This is a genomic window from Daquilactobacillus linshuiensis, assembly GCF_052828685.1.
The window spans coordinates 23651-45040 of record NZ_CM128255.1 but is presented as its reverse complement, the minus strand read 5'-3'; the positions used below and the strand labels follow the sequence as shown (position 1 = coordinate 45040).

The 21390-nt window shown below is 30.5% G+C and carries 19 protein-coding genes; 9 read left to right on the top strand and 10 right to left on the bottom strand.

Annotated elements, in window-relative coordinates:
* Positions 1 to 12 precede the first annotated feature (12 nt).
* Positions 13 to 1335 (bottom strand): MFS transporter, encoded by a 1323-nt coding sequence (locus tag ACUV9F_RS00210; RefSeq protein WP_446183683.1) that lies wholly within the window; start codon positions 1333 to 1335, stop codon positions 13 to 15.
* 561 nt (positions 1336 to 1896) lie between these two features.
* On the opposite strand from ACUV9F_RS00210, the gene ACUV9F_RS00205 reads away from it, so the two are divergent.
* Positions 1897 to 2553: a phosphatase PAP2 family protein gene (locus ACUV9F_RS00205; RefSeq protein ID WP_446183682.1), complete on the top strand. Its 657-nt coding sequence runs from the start codon at positions 1897 to 1899 to the stop codon at positions 2551 to 2553.
* 219 nt (positions 2554 to 2772) lie between these two features.
* On the opposite strand, the gene ACUV9F_RS00200 is transcribed toward ACUV9F_RS00205, so the two are convergent.
* The 4 genes from ACUV9F_RS00200 to yjeM all read right to left on the bottom strand — a co-directional run bounded on the left by ACUV9F_RS00200 (position 2773) and on the right by yjeM (position 6473).
* On the bottom strand, positions 2773 to 3033 hold the full coding sequence (locus tag ACUV9F_RS00200) for an agmatine deiminase family protein (protein ID WP_446184370.1): 261 nt from the start codon (positions 3031 to 3033) through the stop codon (positions 2773 to 2775).
* Between the two features lie 32 nt (positions 3034 to 3065).
* Positions 3066 to 3665, bottom strand: coding sequence for an agmatine deiminase family protein (locus tag ACUV9F_RS00195; RefSeq protein WP_446183681.1), 600 nt, complete (start codon positions 3663 to 3665; stop codon positions 3066 to 3068).
* Positions 3666 to 4189: 524 nt separating this feature from the next.
* The gene (locus ACUV9F_RS00190; RefSeq protein WP_446183680.1) at positions 4190 to 4765 is read right to left on the bottom strand and encodes a serine hydrolase; all 576 of its coding nucleotides are present in this window, start codon (positions 4763 to 4765) and stop codon (positions 4190 to 4192) included.
* 193 nt (positions 4766 to 4958) lie between these two features.
* On the bottom strand, positions 4959 to 6473 hold the full coding sequence (yjeM, locus tag ACUV9F_RS00185; protein ID WP_446183679.1) for a glutamate/gamma-aminobutyrate family transporter YjeM: 1515 nt from the start codon (positions 6471 to 6473) through the stop codon (positions 4959 to 4961).
* Positions 6474 to 6771: 298 nt separating this feature from the next.
* Between yjeM and ACUV9F_RS00180 the strand changes: the two genes are divergently transcribed.
* Together ACUV9F_RS00180 and ACUV9F_RS00175 are read left to right on the top strand one after the other, a co-directional pair.
* A complete protein-coding gene (locus ACUV9F_RS00180) occupies positions 6772 to 9255 on the top strand; it encodes a YhgE/Pip family protein (RefSeq protein WP_446183678.1) in 2484 nt (827 codons plus the stop codon).
* A 46-nt stretch (positions 9256 to 9301) separates the two neighbouring features.
* Entirely contained in the window at positions 9302 to 9628 is a 327-nt protein-coding gene (locus ACUV9F_RS00175; protein ID WP_446183677.1) for a DUF6506 family protein, read from the top strand.
* Positions 9629 to 9657: 29 nt separating this feature from the next.
* Here the strand turns inward: ACUV9F_RS00175 and ACUV9F_RS00170 are convergent, their stop codons facing one another.
* Entirely contained in the window at positions 9658 to 11721 is a 2064-nt protein-coding gene (locus ACUV9F_RS00170; RefSeq protein ID WP_446183676.1) for a cation:proton antiporter, read from the bottom strand.
* A gap of 197 nt (positions 11722 to 11918) precedes the next feature.
* On the opposite strand from ACUV9F_RS00170, the gene ACUV9F_RS00165 reads away from it, so the two are divergent.
* The 3 genes from ACUV9F_RS00165 to ACUV9F_RS00155 are packed head-to-tail and all read left to right on the top strand — an operon-like array spanning position 11919 to position 14713.
* Entirely contained in the window at positions 11919 to 12626 is a 708-nt protein-coding gene (locus tag ACUV9F_RS00165; RefSeq protein ID WP_446183675.1) for a helix-turn-helix domain-containing protein, read from the top strand.
* A complete protein-coding gene (locus ACUV9F_RS00160; RefSeq protein ID WP_446183674.1) occupies positions 12619 to 13356 on the top strand; it encodes a YoaK family protein in 738 nt (245 codons plus the stop codon). Before ACUV9F_RS00165 ends, ACUV9F_RS00160 begins: the two co-directional genes overlap by 8 nt.
* Positions 13310 to 14713: an amino acid permease gene (locus ACUV9F_RS00155; RefSeq protein ID WP_446183673.1), complete on the top strand. Its 1404-nt coding sequence runs from the start codon at positions 13310 to 13312 to the stop codon at positions 14711 to 14713. The genes ACUV9F_RS00160 and ACUV9F_RS00155 overlap by 47 nt, the downstream gene beginning before the upstream one ends.
* On the opposite strand, the gene ACUV9F_RS00150 is transcribed toward ACUV9F_RS00155, so the two are convergent.
* From ACUV9F_RS00150 to ACUV9F_RS00140, 3 genes are all read right to left on the bottom strand, one after another.
* On the bottom strand, positions 14714 to 15328 hold the full coding sequence (locus ACUV9F_RS00150; protein WP_446183672.1) for a GNAT family N-acetyltransferase: 615 nt from the start codon (positions 15326 to 15328) through the stop codon (positions 14714 to 14716).
* A gap of 8 nt (positions 15329 to 15336) precedes the next feature.
* Positions 15337 to 15933 carry a TMEM175 family protein gene (locus tag ACUV9F_RS00145; protein ID WP_446183671.1) on the bottom strand — a complete coding sequence of 199 codons (597 nt, stop codon included), beginning with the start codon at positions 15931 to 15933 and terminating at the stop codon, positions 15337 to 15339.
* 70 nt (positions 15934 to 16003) lie between these two features.
* Positions 16004 to 16771: a (S)-acetoin forming diacetyl reductase gene (locus tag ACUV9F_RS00140; RefSeq protein WP_446183670.1), complete on the bottom strand. Its 768-nt coding sequence runs from the start codon at positions 16769 to 16771 to the stop codon at positions 16004 to 16006.
* A 116-nt stretch (positions 16772 to 16887) separates the two neighbouring features.
* Between ACUV9F_RS00140 and ACUV9F_RS00135 the strand changes: the two genes are divergently transcribed.
* Positions 16888 to 17451: a M15 family metallopeptidase gene (locus ACUV9F_RS00135; protein WP_446183669.1), complete on the top strand. Its 564-nt coding sequence runs from the start codon at positions 16888 to 16890 to the stop codon at positions 17449 to 17451.
* A gap of 8 nt (positions 17452 to 17459) precedes the next feature.
* Here ACUV9F_RS00135 and ACUV9F_RS00130 read toward each other — a convergent pair whose 3' ends face one another.
* Complete coding sequence (locus ACUV9F_RS00130; protein ID WP_446183668.1) at positions 17460 to 18020, bottom strand: hypothetical protein; 561 nt, start codon at positions 18018 to 18020, stop codon at positions 17460 to 17462.
* A gap of 144 nt (positions 18021 to 18164) precedes the next feature.
* Between ACUV9F_RS00130 and ACUV9F_RS00125 the strand changes: the two genes are divergently transcribed.
* Together ACUV9F_RS00125 and ACUV9F_RS00120 are read left to right on the top strand one after the other, a co-directional pair.
* On the top strand, positions 18165 to 18890 hold the full coding sequence (locus ACUV9F_RS00125; RefSeq protein ID WP_446183667.1) for a GntR family transcriptional regulator: 726 nt from the start codon (positions 18165 to 18167) through the stop codon (positions 18888 to 18890).
* A gap of 92 nt (positions 18891 to 18982) precedes the next feature.
* On the top strand, positions 18983 to 21331 hold the full coding sequence (locus ACUV9F_RS00120) for a phosphoketolase family protein (RefSeq protein ID WP_446183666.1): 2349 nt from the start codon (positions 18983 to 18985) through the stop codon (positions 21329 to 21331).
* Positions 21332 to 21390: the final 59 nt, after the last annotated feature.

The following is a 21390-nucleotide window of genomic DNA, read 5'->3' as shown; positions in this document are numbered from 1 at the left end:
CCAAGTCAATAATTATTCAGTTTTTTTGTTTATTGAAATTAATATTAAAAAACCCCAAAATAGAAAACTACATATAAACGACATCACTACTCGATAATATTGTGTCATATCAGTTATGCTTGAACTAAAAATTACTACAATTGATAGACCAACTGGCCCACCTAATTGATGAACAGCATTTGTCATCCCCGAAGCAGCTCCGGCTTGTTCTGGACTTACATCTGTAATTCCAGCTGCTGTTAATGGAGCCAACAGCCAACCTTGTCCTAAACCAGTAAGAATCATTGGTACTCCCATAGTTAAAAAATATCCTGACTTAGGATCAATCGTTAAGGAAACTATCATGCCAATAAGTAAGATTCCTTGTCCTAATAACATCACTTTGTTATTCCCAAGTTTAGTGGTTAGTTTAGGAAGATATAGTGCTGCAATAAAATTAACTATTGTCAGTGGAAGAAATCCCATTCCCGACTGAAAAGGAGTGAAATGATACATATTTTGCATAATTTGAGGCAATATGAACCAATATGTAAGCATAGCCATCATAAAAAGAAATCTTGCAATATATGCACTCGTTCTAATTCGATTATTAAACAAACTCATAGGAATCAATGCGTAAGAAACTTCGTTTTCATAATATACAAAAATTCCAATAATTATGATTGAAATTAAAATCAGAAGTAAATTATTGCTAGTTATTCCGTATACAAATAATGCAGCCATAACGACAGATAATATCGCCCCTAGATAATCAACTCTTTGTTTAGTAGTTTTTGTATCATCAACTTTTTTCAAAGCTAAAATTAATAGAAACAGTGCAAATGGTACGTTTATTAAAAATCCTGCACGCCATGAAATAGCACTTGTTAACCATCCACCAAGTAATAGTCCCACACTAGATCCAATTCCTGCTGTTGCTCCATAATACGATATTGCTTTGGCTCTCATTTGCCCGTCATAATAATCCATTAGTAAAGCTAAAGAAGTTGGAGCAATAATAGCAGAACCGACTCCTTGAGCAGCCCTAAAAATAATCATCATCATTGATGAATTGGTTATACCTATCATAAGACTTGAAAATCCAAAGATAAATAACCCTATTACAAATATCATCTTTCTTCCTATTAAATCACCTAAGCGACCTGCCAATAATAAAAAACTTCCAAATGTAATTGTATATGCATTAGAAATCCAAGCCAAGGTGACTGGATTCATATTTAAATTCTCTGCTATTTTTACTGTACTAGTAAAAATAATGGAATTATCCATTAATATTAAAAAATACGAGAACAGAATTATAAATAGTACTATTCCAAATTTTTCATCTTTTTTCATAAATACTTCTCCATTCATTAAATTAAATTTGATATATCTCCTAATGTTTTTGTTATAACTTCAGTGATTAATGCTTGGTGAGTAGTTTCACTCATTGAAAAATACATAATTATTATCTTAGCCATTTTTATTACTTCACTTAGTAATGAAATGAAGTATAGACCTTGGAGTCCACTCCAAAGCAAGTATTTTTATAAATATTTTTCAACAAATAAAAAAGACCTAATAAAAAGGTCTTAAAATTATTTCTGAACAAAAAGGAGATATGACATAAGTATTAAATACTCCAATTAGTACAAGTGTTTCAATTTAACGTGTTTCATAAGTTAGCAAATTCTGCCGCTAAAAATACCGGTTTATCTAATGGTCCACTTTCACGATAAAACACATTTAGTCCATTAACTTTAATCGTATGAAATTGCATATAATTGCCTCTTTTTTATTTTATTATTTTACTTAAAAGATTGCTTGCGGAAGAATTAAGATTTCATTCATTCTTTCTTTAAAAGATAGAAAAATATTTTCTTTGAGATTATAATTTTTTTACCTAAGGAGAATATTATGAAAACAAAAAAATTAAAATTGATTTCTTTTTTATTATTATCTTTGTTTATCATTGAGACTATTGGTGTACTAAGCCATGCAGGTATAATTTCAGAAGTAGACAATTACTTTTTTTCTATTACGAGTCATCATGGTTCATTCAGTACAGGTATCTTTTCTGTCATAGCAACTCTTGGCAGTCCAATGGTTGTAATTATTTTGAGTTTTATCCTATCTTTTTGTATATACATTTTTCAAAACCACTTATTAGGTATCTGGATTTTAGTAACTCAACTTATCAGTTCTGGAATTGCAAAAATAATTAAAATACTCATTCACAGACCACGACCAACTCACCAATTAATTCCTGATACTGGTTTTAGTTATCCTAGTGGGCACGTTTTTTGCACTACTATTCTTGTATTATGTCTACTACTTACTTTTTTAAGTCACATAAAAGGACAAGAGAAGAAAGTAATTGTCTTTTTAATTGGGACTTTATGGATAATACTAGTTGCTATTTCAAGATTTTACTTACGAGCTCATTATTTCAGTGACGTTTTAGCTAGTACATTATTAGCATCTAGTTTTTGGCTGTTTATGTTTGCTATTCAAAAGCAATTCAATCAAATAACCATAAAAATTGTGACAAAACTAAAACCAACTAAAAATTAGTTCACACTATTTTTGAAATTAATCGGATCAATAAATAGCTATTAACACAATAAGTTTTTTATCGTCATACCATACTTAAACATACACTTGTAAAAAATATGTAGAAGGTTCTGTTCGAATCTTATTGAAGTTCTATTTCTTAAAAAATGATACACCCCTTTAATTGCACGTAATTAAATATTTATAACCGTACCTATACTAAAGCTATTTTAAAAAATATTATTTAGGCAGTAATCGTTTTGGACAATACCATGTTAAACAGTTAATAGATCCACCAAGTGTTGATAATTGTTTAACATTGATTGGAACTAATTTTTTGTCCGTATATTGGCTAAGTAATTGAACTACTTCTTTATCTTCAGGAAGGTTATATTGAGGAACATAAACCGCTTCATCTGTCTTCATCATATTGATATACAACCCTGTAGCAGATGGCACCTCACTGTCATATTGAGTTTTTGACTGGTAATTTGATGGAATTTCTACAATATTAACTTTTGGCAGTTTTTTACTTAATTCTTTTTTACATGATTTTTGCCCTCAAAATCTCCGATAAATAATGTATGCGAATTCACAAAAAACACCTGTCCATCAGCATGTGCTAATACATCTCCTGGTTCAGGTGATATGAGAATAATATTTTTAATATGTAACTGTGTTTTTAATGTTTTAAGTAATTCATTTTTTGAATATTCTGGATTATCTTTCAGAATTCGTTTAGTGATAATAGCAGTACCCACACCATCAAAAACAAAATTACCTCCATCAAGAATGATATCTGAACTAGTATATTTGAATTTATTATTGTCTAACCATTTTCTAAAATTAGTATCAAGATAACTACTTAAACTATTTTTTAGATATCTTGGATGATATTGAAACTTTACTAGACGGTCTGTAACAATTGGTGCAACATCTTTAATCCAAATATCGTCATATTTGACTGAGTTGCTTTTCAAATGATTTCTAAGTTCTTTAATATTATTTTTAAAGGGTTTATAGTACTTATTATTTGAGTAGCCTGTAAACAACGTTTCTTTTGAATTAGACGATTCTTTAAATAATGTAATTAAACTAATTATAATAACACCTCCCATTAGTATCTTTTTCACAATTAAAACTCCTTATATTCCAATTGTCCTGATTATATATGATGATTTTTTTATATTTTTTAATAAAAAATATAAAGCTATGGTTAAGCTATAAATCTGCTCTTGACAAAAGGACAATATTTTTAATTAATTTATATATTTAAAGGGATTTTATTCTCACATATCTACTATTGTTATATTCAAAAAATAATTCTTAGTTCACAATTTATTTGCTTTTACCTGTTAAATAATGGCACAAAAAAAACGAGCATCAAGCTCGCTTTTTAGATTTCACTCATTGCCTTATTTATTCTTTTTCCAAGTTCATTTGCTAATTTAACACCATCTTCGTAGCTCTCGTTATCATTTGTCATTATTGACACGGTATAAGTTTTCCCGTTACCTAATTTAACTTGTCCTTCACTGTTAATAATCCAAGTTGTTTTTTGTTTATTTCCATTTGGATCATCCCCACCTGATATATCAAGCCAACCATTTTTTACATAATCTTCATGAATATCACTATCAGTAGTTATACCCCAGTCTTAATCATCTTGAACTCTATTCATAAGTGTTTTTATATATTGTTTTGAATCTTGTGTTAGGTATTTATTATTATCATCAAATATTGTATCTAAAATTTTTAATTGGTCTTGAGGAGTTGAATTCGTTAATCCCCAAGCTGCAGGATTATTATAAGTATTTTCCATATTCAAATCGGTTATAATTCTAGAAACTGCATAACGTGATCCTAGTGAGTTTTCTAATAAATTATTTGCTGCATCATTATCTGAAGTTTCTATCATTGCTCTGGCATTAATAATCTGATCATTAGTTAAATTTTGTGTATATTTTAATTCATGCATCAATTGCGTTATTATCGCCAATTTATACACACTTGCCGTTGGATATGCTGCTTTTCTACTATTAGTTGCTGTATAGATTCTATTATCTTTTTTTACTGCAATACTGATATTTTGATCATTATTTTCACTAACATAAGTCTGTACATCTTTCCACGGACTAATAGTATTATCCTCTGGTCTAAATTTTATAAATAATAAAATTCCCAATAATACTACAAGAAAAATAGCTAAAATATTTAATCTCTTTTTATTCAAATCTACTACCTCATAAATATAAAGTTATCTATTCTTTATACTCATAATTTTAATTATTATAACTGATATAAATTATCACTAGTTCTTAATTACATCACTTTTATTTTTTTAGATGTAATTTGTATTTAATAAGTATAGCAAAAAAGACACCTATCAATGATAAATGTCTTCAATTTGTAATCTTTAAAATTTATTATTTACTTATTCTTTTTTCATAACGATTAAACATTATCCAAGCAACAACTGTAAAGAATACAGGTCCTGCTATTGACCAAATTGTTTGACTAAGATTTCCATCAATTGCAGGTTGAATAATTGTAAATACATTTGCAAAAGTAACCGTGAACATTACTAATGCAACACATACTTTATAGAAAGTTTTGCCTTTATAAATTTCAAAAGGTTTTTCAATTGTTTTATCTTTTTTGAAACCTAAAAATGCATAAGCAACAAAAACATAAGGTAGTGTCATAGCAACATTAGTCATAGCAACTAGTATTTCAAAGAACTTAGCAGCTCCCTTACCACCAAATGCTACTAATGCAATAATTACAACAACTACTGCTGCTTGAGTCCACATAGCTGTTTGTGGCATATCGTATTTATTAACTTTAGTCCATGATTTTGGCCAAAGTTCTTTTGGCGTTCCTTGAATTATTGTTTTTAATGGTGAATAAATAATTGTAAAAAAGGCACCGGACAACGCTAAAAACATCGATAATCCCATATATCTACTTAGCCAAACCCCTACTTGAATAGCAGCTTGATGATTAAGATGTAAAGCCAATCCTAATTGATATCCCATGTTATTCATTGCCATATAAGCTACATTACCAAGAGTAACTGTTGATTTTGCACCGGTAGCTGCTGCAAATCCTCCCTCAAATGCAAAATGCCAGTTAGTAAATATTCCCATAATAAATATTCCAACTGCATAGCCAATAGCAATTACGATTGCAGAAATTGCTATTCCTCTTGGAAATGTAACCTTAGGATTTTTAGTTTCATCAACTAATCCACCAACTATTTCTAAACCACCATATGCAAAGATGGCAAACACAATAAAACTAAAAATTTGTATCATTGAAGTGTAATTTGCGTTAGGTGATTTAAAAAATCCCTTCAATGTAATTGGTTCAAGAGTAACACCTTTATTCAATAGTAGAATAATTACCCCACCTACAAACAAAATTACATTAATTAACGCAATTGCAGTACCACCAACACTTGTTACACGTTTTACTTGATCAAGACCTTTAGAAATAATAAATGTTAATACTAAAATCCAAATAATTGCTAAAACACCGAGTGTTTGGACACTGTTAAGTCCGAATAAACTCCATTGTTGTGTTTTATCAACACCAAAAATCATATTAGAAAAAGGAATCCAAATTCCATTTCCAACATTCACCATCCAAATAATATAAGAGGCAAACCACATAAATGTTCCTATAAAAGCAAATTTAGGGTTTACTGCTTTTTCCATCCATGAATAGATACCACCTTTTGCTTCTCCAAAAGCAGCACCCATTTCTCCAAGCATAAATGCATAAGGAATAAAGAAAGTAATGGCAGCCACAATATACCAAAATATCGAAGCATATCCCATTAAATAAAAAGCTCTAGGTATATTAGTGAACCCAAAAACAGATGTGAATATCACTAATATTAAAGCCCACATAGTTAGTTTATTTTTTTCTTTTGTCATAATACCATCATCATCTCTTTCATAAATTTACTTGTAATAATATTATTATTCTATTTTATTTCTATAATAAAAGCTACCATATTGAATATTTATAAAATTTATCTATATACGAAACTATATTTTATTATTTAAGCAATATTACCATATATAGTCATTCACTATAAAAAAATATTGATATTTTAACTTTTAAGAATATAATATATATTTGTTTATGCCGTATACATTAAATCAGCTAATTTCAGTAGCTTAGTTTTTAATAACGGTTTATGCCATAAACTATTTACAAGAGGAGATATTTATGAAAACTTTTTTTAAGAAAAGGAATAATTTAATAGGATTTATTATATTCCTTTGCATCATACCTATTTTGCTATTATTAGTAATTTTTAATTTTATTAAGTACGAGCAAACCACCAATATAAAAAATATGAATATTGCGGTTGTAAATCAGGATAAGCCTGCAAAATTTAAAGGAAAAACTGTTGATGTTGGAAAAGAAGTCGAAAAAACTTTATCCAAAGACAATCAAGTAAAATGGCATTTTGTAAACGAAAATAACGCAAAGAAAAATTTAAAGAATGGTAACTACGCAATGCAAGTAGTTTTACCAAAAGATTTTTCTAAAAATGCTACTACAGCTTTAAACAAAGATCCTAAAGTTAGTTCTTTAGAAGTAGAAACTTCAAACAAAAATAATTATTTAGCCGGAATGATTACTTCTCAAGTAGTTGAACAAATGAAAAGCAAAGTTGTAAAAAGTATACAACAAGCTTACGATCAAGCAGCTTTAACCGCACTTGGCCAATTAGGCGATGGCGTTACACAGGCAAGTGATGGTGTTAAGAAGTTGAACAACGCTTCTGGACAGTTAAATGAGGGTAGTAAACAAATTTCTGATAATCTACACGTTTTAAAAAATGGGACTCAACAACTAGCTGATGGAGCTTCACCACTAAAAAGTGGTGTTCAACAACTTACCGACGGCTCAAACCAATTAGATAGTAATTCACCTGCTCTAATATCTGGAGCAAATCAGTTAAATAGTGGAATTGATCAACTAGCGACCGGTTCAGGATTATTAAATTCAAAACTTGCCGAAGCTTCAAATCAAATTGACAGTCAACTAAATAGTAATAAAGGTGACTTAACTAGATTATCCGCTGGACTTAAAGCTTTAAATGACGGAATTCAAGAAATGAACACAAAAGTTAGCGACCCAGCAAACGATAATTCTGCAATTATTACCGCTGATTTAACTCAAGTGGGAACTCACTTAACAACTACCGGTAATTTATTGCAAGATACTGCCACAAAACTACAAGATGTGAACTCTCGCGTATACGACACACAAAATTCCGATAGTGTTGCCAGTCACTTACAAGCAACTGGAGATAGTTTATTACAATTGAAATCATTAATGACTTCTAATTCAGATGTCTTAAGATTTTTGATAACACATCCTCAAATTATGAAACAATTAAATGACATCTCTAATGTTGCAAAAACAAATCTTGAAGCCGCTGGAACTCAACTTACAGTTTCTGGTAATGACGATATGCTCCCAGTTAAAAGCAATCTTGCAAGCATGGGAAATGAACTTACTAGTTCTGGAGATTTGTTAAAAGGTGATGTGACAAATCAATTAACTAAAACACAAGAAAATATGAATCAATTAAAAGAAGGTATCAACTTAATGGCTCAAAAGAATCAAGCTCCTGCTGCTTTATCAGGTGCACAACAAGCCATTGATACATTAACTGCTGGCCTTAATGAAGTTAACGCAGGATTAAAGCAACAAGGAAGTACAACGGATACAATGGGGGGAATTCAAGCCACTCAACAAATTCATGACGGTCTTGTTCAAGTACAATCAGGTCTAAAAGGTAAAAATGGTCAACTCGGTCTTGTTCCTGGATTAATGACTTATACATCTGGAGTCCATCAAGTAAAAGATGGTTTAACAACTTTAAATGACAATGCTCCAGTTCTTGTTTCTGGAATTACACAATTAAATGATGGGGCCGGACAATTAGCAACTGGTTCTGATAAACTAACTACCGGTTTGAAACAAGCCGGAGATGGAATTAGTCTTTTAAACGTTAAATTAATTGATGGTAGTAAACAAGTTAAAGGTTTATCTACAGGATCTGCAAATGTTAATCATTTTGTTTCCCCTGTTAATGACAAACTTATTAATAATACGAGCCAAACAAGTAACTTAATTAATGTATTCTCACCACTAGTATTAACTCTTGTCTTCTTTGTTGGATCTATGCTAACTCAGATGTCATTGTTTAGATATAACGAAAATATAAAAGACTATGGCTTACAGAAAAAGATAATTATTGTTTCAGGAATTATCATTGCTCAAACTATTTTTATTGATTTCTTTGCTGTGATATTTGGACTACAAGTTCAACAACCAATTTCATTTGTTATGACAAGTCTATTAACAAGTGGCGTATTTACATTAACTTGCTTGGCATTAGACAAATTATTCGGAACAATTGGCTTATTATTTGCTCTTGCACTTCTTTTCCTACAACTAATTATAACCGGTGGATTATTCCCTAACGAAATGCTTTCGGCCTTTTATAGAACACTAGCTACTTTTCTACCTGGAACATATTCAATTAGTAGCTTTGAACAAGTAATCAACGGTAATGGTAGTAGTCTTGTAGCCAATAGCATTATCTTAATATTATTTGGAATAATATTCTTTGTAGCATTGTTTGGAGAAGATATAAAAAATAAATTCTCTCCAAAGCAACCTACTGTATAAATTTGTATTAGATATATATACTCTATACCGAAAGGAGTATATATTTATGGCATTAGAAAATTTAAATAAGTGGGCTTTCTTTTATTTTTCACCCGACTTCTCTCCAGAAGAAAATACAGTAATCAATAAAAATAAAGCTGGCACTTGTGAATTTATAACTGTTGGTTTCGATCCAAAGGCAAAAGAAGATGGATCAATTATAGAAATCGCAAAAAAATTAAAAGAACAAGGGGTTCAATTCATAGAATTATGTGGTGGTTTTGGTCCTACATGGACAACAAAAATAAATGAAGCATTAAACTATGAAATTCCCGTTGGTGCAGTGACTTACGGTCCTGAGTTCAGAAAACAACTATACGATATCATGAAGTAAAAAAAGGAATCCTTTTAAGGATTCCTTTTTTACTCTTCTATTTGATAAAGCTGTAATAACTGAGCTTGATTAATTTCAGTATAAAGTACACTCGCTAACGATTGAGGAATATGCCCCGACGTGACTCCAGTTCTCACAAAATCATACTCATATTGAAATACCTGTACATAGACATCCCTATCTACTTTTGTAGCTTCAATACCATATCTATGTTTTATACTATTAAAAAATCTGTCCATTATCTTTCTAACCATATAAACAAAGTCATTATCAGCATGTTTTTGTTCAATTCTTTGTTGCAAGATATCATTCAAATAATCGTCTACTGCCATTATTATTTCATTATTTAAATCTAACAATTCTGAATGCACTCGATCCCAATTTTTCACATTTTTTGCATATCGTGGATCATTTTTTAACTTTTTCATTCTAAAATCATTTCTTTGTTTCTTTGTAATCACTCTATGAGATAGATGCCAAACTAATTCTTTTCTCAAATGTTTAATATTATGTCTAAGAGCAGTTATCCACTCCTTAAACGTAATCTTAAAACTTTTTCTAACAGAACGACTTAGTCCTCTTTGCATTACTTTTTCATAAATACTAATTGTATTCATACTATATCTATTATTTCCATTATATTCTTGCAATAAAGAATAGATTAACTCTTTAGTATCATTTAACAATAATTCAGAGTTTGCAGTGAATAATTCTCTATCTATATTATTCATATTATTTTTTTGTGATTGTAACTGCTGGTTCAAAGTCTGTCTGATATCATAATCAGTAACTACTTCTCTCATCTGCAAAATTGCATGATCCACCATTTTATTTCTTACATGTTCTAAATCGGCATGTGAGAATTCTTCTTCTTTTTTAGGAAGTATTATTGGCAATATAATCGAAGCTGTAAGCATGCTTATAATGATTACAAATGTTGCTACCAAAATTAGTTCATTCCTATATGGAAATTCTTTACCTGCAAGTCTATGTGGTAATGAAAAAGCCATTGCTAAGGTCATCGTTCCATGTACTCCACTTAAAGAAAATATTGAAGCAAAAAAACTTTTTTGTTTCTTTTTTAAGTTTTCGTTTTCTTTTATTGACCATATATATCTAAGTAATACCATGGCAAAATATATTAGAATACTCAATCCTAATAATTGGATAACTCCTGTTACTCCAATAATTTTCATACTGTTCCACACAGAAGGTAATGCCATACCTAAAATCAAAAAAACAAAGTCATTTAGTATATCAGTAACTATTGACCAAATAGTTCTTGATGTTAGTTGTACATTGGTTGAAGTCAGTCTCAACCTGTTAGACTCCCAATTATGTTCTATTCCAGTTGCAACTACTGCTAAAATACCCGAAACTCCAAATCTTTCAGCTAATAAATACACTGCAAATGGAGTCAATAAACTTATAGGTATAGTTATCAATTCAGGATTTTGTACACGAGTATTTAACACAAATCTAATCATAACAACCATATAACCTGCTATTAACCCAACTACAATTCCTCCAATAGAAACAAACAAAAAATGACCGATTCCTTGGCCAAGAGAAAAAGTACCTTTAGACATAACAGACAAAGCCAAATCAAGCATTGCTAGGCCAACAGCATCATTAAATAAAGACTCTAGTTGAAGATCATCATCAACGCTCTTAGGCAGATCGGTTCCTTGAGTAATTGATTGCACAGCAACCGCATCTGTTGGAGTTATAATAGCAGCAAGTGCGAGTGACAATGGTAATGTCCATTCTACTTCAACTTTTGTAGCAATAATTCCAACAAGAATTGCAGAAAAAACAGATAGAAAAACAGATAAAACTATTATTCTAGAAAAATTACTAGTTATTTTATTAAAAGACTGCTTTTGCCCCTCATTAAACATTAATGGAGCAATAATTATTAGCATGAAAAATTCAGGTTTTAATTCAAAATTTTTAAATATTGATACAAAAGATAAACCAATTCCTGCTACTGTTAAAATAAAAGCTTCGGGTATCTTAGGAACAAATTGTTTAACTATATTTGCTCCAATCACCCCTAATAGTAAAGATGCTACTATCGAAAAATTATTCATAAAATATTCCCCTAATACATGTTACTTTATTAAATCTTTAATAGTATAGAAGACTCTGAAGACAATTTCCATAAATAATAGAAAATCAACCATATTATTTATATTTCCCAGGAAATTTTCTTTTTTAATTGTTCTGTACTTTATTTGTACTTTGAATTAAAATGTTGATATATAAGCTTTTTAAGGATGTATTCACAATGACATATGATAAAAATCAAATTGGCAAAAGATTATTAAAAATAAGAAAAGATAACAACTTAAGTATGGAAGATTTTGCAAAATTAATAGATATGAGTGGAAAAAGCACTATAAATGAATGGGAAAAAGGACGCTCAATTCCATCAAAAAAAGCTCTTAGAAATATATCAAAAATATTAGATATTGATAGTAATTTCATTTTATATGGTACTTTTTCAAACTACGTAAAAAATTTAATTTTGTCGACAATAAAATCTAGAAACGATGAACCAATAATCTCAACTTTTTTTGATTACTTAACTGAAATTGATGCCTTATCTAGATTTGAATTCTACGAAAAGGAATATCCTGTTCAAACAATTCAAGATCAAATTTTTATTAAGGAAAAAATTCTAAATACAGCAATAGAAGTTACATTAGATGAAAATATGGATGAGCTTACTGGTTTCTTAAAGAATAATCATTTTACTTTTTCATCACCTCAGCATACTATTCTTAATGGAGTTAATATTTTTTTTCTAAAAAAAACAAATAAAGACAATTTAAGCATTAATACTCTTATTGATGAACTTATATCAGTAACAACTATTGATACCAAATCTATCAATCACATTTCTCAAAATGATTACGCAAAAATATTAGTCGCAACAAATAAATTTCATACTGAGTTGCTTAAAATTCAAGTAAAGGAGAACCACTATGATTAACAGTGAACCAATTCATGAAAGAACAATAATAGCAGAGCTTTTAGCATTAACTTCGGGAAGTATTGATGGCTACTCGTATCTTACACATGGAAATGTATTTGCTGGATTACAGACCGGTAATTTAATTTTACTTGGAATAAATATTGCAAAGGGGCATTGGAGTTTAATATTAAACTACTTAATTCCCATATTCGTTTTTGTTATCGGCGCAACCATTACAAAACTTGCCAGCCTTAAGATTTCTCACTACCATAATATTTCTAGACAAGAGTTTATTTTGGGGGTGGATTCAGTTCTTCTAATCTTAGTCGGAATAATAGGAAATAAAATACCACTTTTATTAACTTCTTTAATGATGTCTTTAGTTATATCTATTCTTTTTACTGAATTTAATAAAATTCACGGAACACCTTTAACAGTTATCATGATGACAGGAAATTTCAAAAATACTGGTACTTTATTATTAGAAGGAATATTAAAACACGACAACAAATTAATCATGCGTAGTTTTGAAGTTTTTAAAATAATTCTTTCATTTTTTATTGGTGTCATTATTAATGCTATTTTAGTTAAATATTTCTCTTTTCAAGCTATATTTTTCAGTGCTATTATATTAGCTATAATATTATTTACCATCACTTATAATAACCATAAAATCACAAGTAGTTTATCAGGAGAAATGTATGATAAAACAATTATTAGCAAAAAAGAATTTAACAAAAGACCTTAATAAGTCAGGTATTCAATTAGAAAAAACTTTATCAGCCAAAGATCTAATTTTTTTAGGTATTGGAGTCATTATAGGTTCAGGAATATTTATAACACCAGGAATTATTGCTGCAAATATTGCAGGTCCTGGTGTTGTTTTTACTTATTTACTGGCAGCTATAGTATGTATTTTTGTGGCTTTTTGTTATTCAGAGTTTGCTTCTGCAATTCCTTTATCAGGAAGTGTATATACCTATACATACTCAATATTTGGTGAATTTGCTGCATGGATTATTGGCTGGTCCGTATTTTCTGAATACTTATTTTCTGAGTCTTCAGTTGCCGTTAGTTGGTCAGCTTACTTTCAAAATTTTTTATCAGGATTTGGAATAAAATTACCCGATTATTTAAAATCCGCTTACGGGTCATCAGGAAATTTAAAAGGTGGTTTCGACCTATTTGCTTTTTTAATAGTATTTTTCGTTACTGTATTACTTCTTCAAGGAATGAAGGAATCTGTGACAATTAATAAAATAATGGTATATGTAAAAATTTTTATTATTCTACTATTTATAGTAGTTGCTTTATTTTATTTAAAACCAAATAACTTTTCACCAGTTCTCCCATTTGGACTTAGCGGATTGGGTCGTGGTACTTCATTAGCTTTCTTTGCCTTTATTGGTTTTGATATTGTATCAACTGCCAGTGAAGAAGTTAAAAATCCTGAAAAAAACGTGCCAATTGGTATTATTGCTTCACTAATGATTACTGCAGTAATTTATTCTTTAGTTGCTTTTGCATTAGTTGGTGCTGTTCACTATTCAAAATTAAACGTTGCTGATCCAGTATCATTGGCACTACGTCTAATTCATCAAAACTGGATTGCTGGTTTTGTTTCTTTAGGAGCAGTTCTGGGTATGACCACAGCTCTTATAGTTGTTTTATATGGTGGTACCAGACTAGTATTTTCAATAAGTCGAGATGGTTTACTTCCTAAAAAATTAAACAATTTAAATAAAAACAATATACCTGTTTCAAGTACAATAATTTTTGGTTTACTTTCAGGATTAATAGCCGGAGTTATTCCAATCGATAAATTAACAGAGTTAGTAAATATAGGTACACTTTTAGGTTTTTCTGTTGTTTCAATTGGGGTGATTTTTTTAAGAAACTCCAAAAATACTAAACACTTAAATCCTTCATTTAAAACTCCTGGATATCCTGTTGTCCCTCTCATTTCTTTCATTTTATGTATTTATTTAATGTTAAATCTACAATCATTTACTTGGATTGCTTTTGGAATTTGGCTGCTAATTGGGATTTTAATTTACATTATTTATGGATATAAAAATAGTATTTTACATAATAAAAAGGAATAGCTAAAAGTTATTCCTTTTTATTATTTTTTGAAACTGCCAAGTTTCAAATCCATACTTAGATTTCGAATAATTAATTTGTTGATAATTATTTTTTTTATAAAAACTAACATTAATAGTTTTATTTGTTGATAATAATATTTTCCCACCATTTTTTTCTACAAGCTTATCAAGCTGCTCTAATAAAAACGATCCTACACCTTTACCTTGAGTATTGGGATTAACCGTTAAAGAATCGACATACCAAGATATTTCCTGGGAAATAATTTCGTCGTCCATATCATTTATTACTTTTAAAAAATCATATAAGCTTTTCAGATTTTTTGGTTTGTACATATTAGCTCTAGAATTCATTAAATACTTTAGTATTCCCGGATCTTTATATCCTTGTTTTTTGACTAATAAAACTCCAACTATCTGATTATTATCAATTGCAATATAGCTACCATCAATTTTTTCAAACACTTTAATATTTGCAGTAAATAACTCTTTTAAAAAGTCCAAGCGGTGAGTTTTCTCTGGTAAAAATGCAGTAAATACAGGATAATCAGCAAAAGCATTTAACAATATATCAGTCATACATTGATGATCATTTATTTGAGATTTTTTAAAATTCATTTTTTCTCCTAAAATAAGTTATCGCTATCCTCATTAAATTTTGCTCCTAAAAATATTATTTGAAATGTAACAATTAACAATTGTCCGGCGGGAAAAAAGGTTAAGACCAATATATCTGCTAAAACAATTATTGACACGATTTTCCAATTTGTTAACGCCTTATAAATTCTCATATTTTTAATATCGTTAGCTGATTTTTTGTGTCCATTTAATTCATCCGACATGATAATTTTATGAGTTAAAAATAAATATGATATTGTCCACAATGCATATACAATTGTATAAAATATTTCAGGACCTCTTGCATTTAAGTTCTTTCCTATCCACGCTGTAGCCACAGGAAGAAATGAAGTAGCAAACATCCAAAAATTATTTGCCCAATATATTTCTTTCGTCACTTTATGTACTTTAGAAAACATATAATGATGATTATACCAAGCTACCCCAATAAATAAGTATCCTACCATATAAGATATTAAATAAGGAATTTGTGGAAAAATTGCTTCAAATTTTAACGATTCTGGAGTTTTAAACTCTAAGATCATTATTGTAACAATAATTGCTATAACGGCATCTGTAAATGCTTCTACTCTTGATTTATTCATAAACTCACCCCTGCAATTATTATAACAAAAAGGATACAGTGAACTTACTGTATCCTTTTATTTGTATTAATTAATGAAATTGCATTCCACCATCAACAATAATTGTTTGTCCTGTTATGTAATTAGAATCTGGTCCTGCTAAGAAACTTACTACATTAGAAACATCTTCAGGTTCTGATAATTTTTTAAGCGTAATATCTTTAGCAAAGGTCTGCATTCCCCACTCATCATCTTTACCAGCATTCTTACCTACTTCATGTGCAATATCCATCATCATCGGAGTCTTAACAATACCAGGTGCATATGCATTAACAGTTATACCTGATTCTCCTAAATCACGAGCTGCAACTTGTGTAATTCCACGAACTGCAAATTTAGTTCCACTGTATAATAATAAGTTTGGGTTACCAACTACTCCAGCTTGTGAAGTTGCATTAATTATTTTTCCACCATGTCCAAATTTTTTAAATTCTTGAATTGCAGCTTGTATACCCCAAATCACACTTGCTACGTTAACATGATAAACTTTATTAAACATTTCAGGAGTAATTGTTTCAATAGGCGTTGTTGGCCCTAATCCAGCGTTATTTACTAATACATTAAAATCTCCAAATTTATTAGAAACTTCTGAAATTGCATTGGTTATTTCTTCTTTATTAGAAACATCAACTTTAACTGCCAATGCGTTTTCTTGACCTAAATCATCAACAATTTTTTGAGCATTTTCAATATTCAAATCTAAAACACCAACTTTGAAACCATCTGCTGACAATCTTCTTACAATTGCTTCACCAATACCTTGTCCACCACCAGTTACAACTGCCACTTTATCTGTCATAAGACTATCCTCCTTTTTTTATAATTCCAACCTAATTCTAGCACATAAGTAAACGTTTTCAATTGGATAATGCATGCTTTGTTATTATAATGAATATAAAAAAAGAAGGTGATGATATGAACAATTTTAACAATGATTTCTTAAATGTTTTGGAAGTTGATCCTAGTATCATAGTCGACTTAAAGTATGCAACTACTGATAATTTTACAGGAAAAAAAATTTATGATTTTAGCACAGCTATTTCGCGTTCAGGTACAGTTAAAAAACTAGGAATAGCTTCACGCTTATTAAAAAAACAAGGATATCGCATTAAAATCTGGGATGCCTATCGCCCTGTTAGTGCACAACAAAAGTTATTTGAAGTATACCCAGACCCTAATTTTGTTTTACCACCAAATCCAAATGCTAGTCATCAAAAAGGAGTTACATTTGACTTAACCATCACTGATATGGATGGGAATGAATTAGAAATGCAATCGGCATTTGATGAGTTTAATGAAACTGCAAGCCGGTCTTATAAAGGAAGATCTCCACTTCAGCAAAAGAATTATGATATTTTAAACGATGCAATGACAAAAGCTGGATTCATTGGATATAGTGAAGAATGGTGGGATTATAGGGATTCCGATATGGATAAGTATGGACCTGCTTCAGCTAATCCTAACGATTATATAATTTAAAAAAGAGCTTAATTAAGCTCTTTTTTTGCTCTTCTACCTTCTTTTCTTGCACCTTTTTTGATTGTCTGTCTAAACTCAGGAAAACGATAAGAAAGTACCGTTGTATACATTAAACTAGCACTCCCTGTTAGTATCCAAAACTCCCATGCTTGACTTTTTCTTATTCTATTAAAAGGTAGTAATTCTTCCACAATACTTCCTTTTAGTTCCGAAAAATATTGATTACCACTTAAACTATGATGCATTAAATATATCTCAATCAATATTTCCGTTATTAAGATTAATACCCATCCAATTAAGTAAGCAGACCCTCCTTTTATTTGAACGCATTTTTTTCCACTATCGCCTACGTATGGTTTTACTTTTGCATAATGTCCTTGAAAAATGCCGATGATAATTCCAATAATAAAAATACTTAAAATTATTATTAAATTAGCTGATTTAAGAGTAATAAAAAACATAATTATTGAGTAAATCGGAATAATTAAGTAGGTAAACCTTTTAGGCGTTTCAAATGAATACTGCTTATAAATAAAGTAAATTAAAATTATTACACCTAATATATCCATAATATTCCTCCAATTAATGCTATATATTATATATTTTATAAAAAAACGCAACACTTATTTTGGTACGCACCAATTGATTTTTTTAGTTGCGATTTTAATTTTATTTGGTATTATTTATTCTTAGAAAGAATACGAGGATAACTAATGGCTGATTTAGCATACCAAAGAATAATTAACGAGTTAAAAAATTCTATTAATAATGGCGATTTTGCCGAAACCATGAAACTCCCTGATGAAAGATCACTTAGCGAACAATATAATGTTAGCCGATCTACCATTAAAAGGGCTCTCAGTGTCTTATCTCATAGAGGAACTATTTTTAAAAAACGTGGATCTGGTACTTTTATCAATCCATTATATTTGAAAAACAACAACTTCTTCAAATATAATGGTAGCAATCTAGGAATAACCGATAGTTTTACAGTTCCTGGAAAAACTCAAAATATACAGCTAATTAGCTTTGATGTTATAAAAGCTGATGAAACTACTAAACGAGACTTATTTTTAAAAGAAGATGATTTTGTTTACAAAATTGAACGTCTTCGATTTTTAGACGATGAACCTTTTTTGTCTGAGATAAGCTACATTCCTATAAAACTATTCCCAGACTTAAATAGTGACATAGCTAGTAAATCAATTTTTAATTACATGGAAGAAAAAAAGAATTTAAAGGTTACTAACTCATATCTAACGATTTCTACTGAACCCTCAAATAAAAATGATCAAATAAAATTAAACCTAAAAACAAATGAACCAGTTGGAATTATGTCAGGAATTTTCTTTTTAAATAATGGTACTCCTTTTGAAATATCAACAATGAGAGTACATTACAAATATATGAAATACGATACCTTTATAACAGTTTCTTAAATTGGTACGTATCAATTGACAAAATGGTTGACTTTTTTAACCATTTTTTTTATTATGTAGTTGTTATTAAAATAAAAATAAGAGGTGCTTCCATGACAGACTATTCAAGCAAAGAATACTTGAACAAACTTGATGCTTACTGGCGTGCTGCTAACTATGTATCAGTTGGTCAATTGTATTTAAAAGACAACCCTTTATTAAATAGAGAAGTTGTAAAAGATGATATTAAAGTACATCCAATCGGACACTGGGGAACAATCTCAGGTCAAAACCTTATCTATGCACATCTAAACCGTCTTATTAATAAGTACGATTTAAACATGTTTTACGTAGAAGGTCCTGGTCACGGTGGACAAGTTATGGTATCTAACTCATACCTTGACGGATCATATACAGAAATTTATCCTGAAATAACTCAAGACGAAGCTGGTATGAAGAAATTATTCAAACAATTCTCATTCCCAGGTGGTATTGCTTCACATGCTGCTCCTGAAACACCAGGTTCAATCCACGAAGGTGGAGAATTAGGTTACTCATTATCACACGGTGTTGGTGCTATCTTAGATAACCCAGACCAAATTGCAGCTGTTGTTGTTGGTGATGGTGAATCAGAAACTGGTCCATTGGCTGGCTCATGGTTCTCAAACGTATTTATCAACCCTGTAACTGATGGTGCTGTATTACCAATTCTTGATTTAAACGGATTTAAGATTTCTAACCCAACAATTCTTTCAAGAAAATCTGATGAAGAATTGACAAAATACTTTGAAGGTATGGGTTGGGATCCAATGTTCTTCGATGTTACAAAAGAAGACAACTACCACGCTAAAATGGCAGAAGTTTTTGATGAAGCCATCGAAAAAATTCAAGCAATCCAAAAAGATGCACGCGCTAAAGGTGCTGACAATGTTGAAATGCCACATTGGCCAGTTATCATTGCTCGTATTCCTAAGGGATATACTGGACCTAAAGAATGGGATGGTTCACCAATTGAAAACTCATTCCGTGCTCACCAAGTTCCAATTCCTGTAGATCAAAACAACATGGAACACATCGATGCTCTTATTGACTGGTTAAAATCATATAAACCTGAAGAACTATTTGATGAAAATGGTAAATTAATTCCTGAACTTGAAGAAATGGCTCCTAAGGGTAACAAGCGTATGGCTATGAACCCTATCACAAATGGTGGTGTCGACGTTAAAGAACTTGACTTACCTGATGAAACAAAATATGCTCTAGAATTTGACCGCGCTGGAGACTTAATGGCTCAAGACATGATTGAATTAGGTAAATATTTACGTGATGTAATTAAAGCTAATCCAACAAACTTCAGAATGTTTGGACCTGATGAAACAATGTCAAACCGTTTAGGTGCAATGTTTGAAGCAACAAACCGTCAATGGATGGAAGATGTGAAAGAACCAAACGATCAATTTGAAGCACCTACAGGACGTATCCTTGATGCTCAACTTTCAGAACATCAAGCTGAAGGTTGGCTAGAAGGTTATACATTGACAGGACGTCGTGGAATTTTTGCATCATATGAATCATTCCTACGCGTTGTTGACTCAATGCTTACACAACACTTCAAGTGGTTAAGAAAAGCTGACGAACAAGAATGGAGACAAAAATATCCATCACTTAACGTTATTGCTACATCAACTGCTTTCCAACAAGATCACAATGGTTACACTCACCAAGATCCAGGTATTATTACACACTTGGCTGAAAAGAAGCCTGCATTCATTCGTCAATACTTCCCAGCTGACACAAACTCATTGCTTGCAGTTATGCCTGAAGTATTAACAAGCTATGAAAAAATCAACTTAATTGTTACTTCAAAACATCCAAGAAACCAATTCTACTCAATGGATGAAGCAAAAGTATTAGTTAAAGACGGATTGAAGATAATCGACTGGGCATCAAATGACAATGGAGATCCTGATATTGTTATTGCTGCCGCTGGTACAGAACCTAACCTTGAAGCTCTTGCAGCTATTAAGATTTTAAGAGAACAACTTCCAGAACTAAAAGTTAGATTTATCAACGTTGTTGATCTATTGAAACTTCGTTCACCAAAAGTTGATCCTCGTGGCCTAACTGATGAACAATTCAATGAATACTTCACAGTAGACAAACCAGTATTGTTTGCATTCCACGGTTTTGAAGGATTTATTAAAGATATCTTCTTTGATCGTGCAAACCATAACTTACACGTTCATGGTTATCGTGAAAATGGTGATATCACTACACCATTTGATATGCGTGTTGTAAATGAAATGGATAGATTCCATATCGCAGAAGACGCTGCTGTTGCAGTAATGGGTGATAAAGCATCTGATTTTGCTGATTCAATGGAAGCTATGGTTGATAAACACAACAAGTATATTAGAGAATTTGGTGATGACCTTCCAGAAGTTACAAACTGGAAATGGTAATAACATTCAACGAGATAAAAACTAAATAACTAAGTATTTTTCACATTCAACAAAAAAGC

Excerpts from the sequence above, each read along its gene's own strand:
- ACUV9F_RS00210 (WP_446183683.1), bottom strand. The coding sequence starts at position 1,335 with ATGAAAAAAGATGAAAAATTTGGAATAGTACTATTTATAATTCTGTTC.
- ACUV9F_RS00205 (WP_446183682.1), top strand. The coding sequence starts at position 1,897 with ATGAAAACAAAAAAATTAAAATTGATTTCTTTTTTATTATTATCTTTG.
- yjeM (WP_446183679.1), bottom strand. The coding sequence starts at position 6,473 with ATGACAAAAGAAAAAAATAAACTAACTATGTGGGCTTTAATATTAGTG.
- ACUV9F_RS00180 (WP_446183678.1), top strand. The coding sequence starts at position 6,772 with ATGAAAACTTTTTTTAAGAAAAGGAATAATTTAATAGGATTTATTATA.
- ACUV9F_RS00175 (WP_446183677.1), top strand. The coding sequence starts at position 9,302 with ATGGCATTAGAAAATTTAAATAAGTGGGCTTTCTTTTATTTTTCACCC.
- ACUV9F_RS00170 (WP_446183676.1), bottom strand. The coding sequence starts at position 11,721 with ATGAATAATTTTTCGATAGTAGCATCTTTACTATTAGGGGTGATTGGA.
- ACUV9F_RS00165 (WP_446183675.1), top strand. The coding sequence starts at position 11,919 with ATGACATATGATAAAAATCAAATTGGCAAAAGATTATTAAAAATAAGA.
- ACUV9F_RS00160 (WP_446183674.1), top strand. The coding sequence starts at position 12,619 with ATGATTAACAGTGAACCAATTCATGAAAGAACAATAATAGCAGAGCTT.
- ACUV9F_RS00155 (WP_446183673.1), top strand. The coding sequence starts at position 13,310 with ATGATAAAACAATTATTAGCAAAAAAGAATTTAACAAAAGACCTTAAT.
- ACUV9F_RS00150 (WP_446183672.1), bottom strand. The coding sequence starts at position 15,328 with ATGAATTTTAAAAAATCTCAAATAAATGATCATCAATGTATGACTGAT.
- ACUV9F_RS00145 (WP_446183671.1), bottom strand. The coding sequence starts at position 15,933 with ATGAATAAATCAAGAGTAGAAGCATTTACAGATGCCGTTATAGCAATT.
- ACUV9F_RS00140 (WP_446183670.1), bottom strand. The coding sequence starts at position 16,771 with ATGACAGATAAAGTGGCAGTTGTAACTGGTGGTGGACAAGGTATTGGT.
- ACUV9F_RS00135 (WP_446183669.1), top strand. The coding sequence starts at position 16,888 with ATGAACAATTTTAACAATGATTTCTTAAATGTTTTGGAAGTTGATCCT.
- ACUV9F_RS00130 (WP_446183668.1), bottom strand. The coding sequence starts at position 18,020 with ATGGATATATTAGGTGTAATAATTTTAATTTACTTTATTTATAAGCAG.
- ACUV9F_RS00125 (WP_446183667.1), top strand. The coding sequence starts at position 18,165 with ATGGCTGATTTAGCATACCAAAGAATAATTAACGAGTTAAAAAATTCT.
- ACUV9F_RS00120 (WP_446183666.1), top strand. The coding sequence starts at position 18,983 with ATGACAGACTATTCAAGCAAAGAATACTTGAACAAACTTGATGCTTAC.